Below are 2,377 nucleotides of genomic sequence, written 5' to 3' on the forward strand. Positions count from 1 at the left end.
GTTTCTATTCTTGACCCTTTCACTGGAACGGGTACCTTTATCACAAGGCTTTTACAATCAAAGCTCATAAAACCAGAGGATATGGAATATAAGTTTCGTTATGATATCCATGCCAACGAGATTGTCTTGCTAGCGTACTACATAGCAGCCATTAACATTGAATCGACTTATCATAGTTTGAAAAAAGGAGAGTATATTCCTTTCAAACATATTGGTTTAACCGATACATTCCGGATGCTTGAAAAACAAGATCTGATGAGAGGTTTACTAGAGGAAAACAGTGAATATTTAGAACTTCAGAAAAACCTCAATATTGAAGTTATTTTTGGGAATCCTCCTTATTCAGTAGGGCAAAAAAGCGAAAATGATAATGCAAAGAACAGCCCTTATCCCATATTAGATGAACGTATCCGTAAAACTTATGCTGCTCAATCGAAAGTAACGAATATACGAGCACTTTATGACAGCTATATCCGTGCCATTCGTTGGGCAAGTGACCGTATTAGTAATGCTGGGGTATAGGCTTTGTTTCTGGTTCTGGTTACATAGAAAAGCCAACAATGGATAGCTTACGAAATCTTTAGCCAAAGAGTTTACGAGTATTTATGTGCTTAATTTACGGGGGGATATTCGTAAAAATATGTTAAGCGATGGGAAAGCTCAAGAAGGTGAAAATGTTTTTGGCAATGGTAGTATGACTGGTATTGCTATAACATTGTTTATCAAAAATCCCAATGCTTCCGGAGATTGTAAAATTTACTATCATGACATTGGTAATAATTTCACGACAAAAGAAAAACTTACAGCTCTTGAATACTTTGGTAGTATTGATGGCATTACACGTGAACAAAGTTGGCAAATGATCACGCCGGATGAACATGGTGATTGGATAAATCAACGTGATGAGAGTTTCAAAACATTCCTAGCCCTAGGTGATAAGAAAAGTCATGGTAAAAAGCTGTTTGAAAATTTTTCTCGCGGTATTATGACGAGTCGTGATGCTTGGACATACAACTCAAGCCCTGAAGCTCTAGCGAAAAACATGAGTAATATGATTGCCTTCTATAACAGTGAAGTGGAACGTTTTAATGATACTTATGTACACACTGACCGTAAAATACATACCAATGTTGTAAATAATTTTGTAAATTCAGATGAAAGTAAGATAAGTTGGAGCCGTGGACTTAAACAAGAGTTGACAAAAAGAAAGTTTTTTGAATTTGAAGAGACATGCCTCATACCAAGTCTGTATCGTCCTTTTACACAACGATGGCTTTATTATAATCGTACCTTCAATGATATGGTTTACCAAATGCCGCGGATATTTCCTATAGAAAAAGCGACTGAAAATAAAGTGATACAAGTTTCTTCTGTAGGAGCAAGAAGTGGATTTTCTATCTTGATGACTAAAAATGTACCTGATGTGAGTGTAATAGATACAGGTCAATGCTTTCCACGCTATATTTACAAAGATGATACGGTTTCAAAAAGTAAAAATGAAAAACAATCCCATTTATTTTTAATTTCTACAGAAGAAAGTAAAACAGCTGGTTTACAGAGGCGTGATGCCATTACTGATGAAGGATTAGCACATTTTAAAGTGGCTTATCCTAATGAAACTATCACGAAAGATGATCTATTTTATTATGTTTACGGTTTACTTCATTCGGAAGATTACCGTGCTCGTTATGCTGATAACCTCTCTAAAGAATTGCCTCGCATCCCTTGTGTAAAAAGCGCTGAAGATTTTTGGAAGTTTGTTAATGCTGGACGTGAACTAGGGCATTTGCACGTGAATTATGAGACTGTAGAGCCTTATCCAGTGACCTTTAAAAAGGGTAATCCAAAACAAACAGAGATCTCTAATCCCGAAAAATTTTATTACGTTACAGAAATGAAATTCGCAAAAATTAAGAATAGTAAGGAAAAGGATAAATCTACAGTTATTTACAACAGCAATATCACAATAACAGACATCCCTCTTGAAGCTTATGAGTATATCGTCAATGGTAAACCCGCTCTTGAATGGGTTATGGGGCGTCAATGCGTTAAGACAGATAAAAAGAGTGGCATTGTTAATGATGCTAATCGTTATGCTGTTGAAACCATTGGTAACCCTGCTTATCCATTAGAGTTGTTTCAAAGGGTTATTACCGTAAGTTTAGAAACAATGAAGATTGTTAAAAACTTACCAAAATTAGAAATTAGAGAAACTGAATAGATTTGGCATACTCACATAATGGGTATGATAACCTTACAAGGGGTATAGAGCTTATAATCATATCTATACCTCTCTTGTTAAATTACTTACATACAATCTTAAAAGGAGTGTTTATATGCGTTATTCTAAAAAGAAAAAACTTGCACTTTTAGATAC

Annotated in this window: 1 pseudogene; it reads left to right on the forward strand. The window is 35.1% G+C overall.

The features are described 5' to 3' along the window. Window positions 1–2,221 (forward strand): annotated as a pseudogene (locus tag U736_RS11305) (type ISP restriction/modification enzyme); the annotation flags it as partial. Window positions 2,222–2,377: the final 156 nt, after the last annotated feature.

Origin of the sequence: Bartonella grahamii ATCC 700132 (assembly GCF_000518085.1) — a bacterium.
Taxonomy (GTDB): domain Bacteria; phylum Pseudomonadota; class Alphaproteobacteria; order Rhizobiales; family Rhizobiaceae; genus Bartonella; species Bartonella grahamii.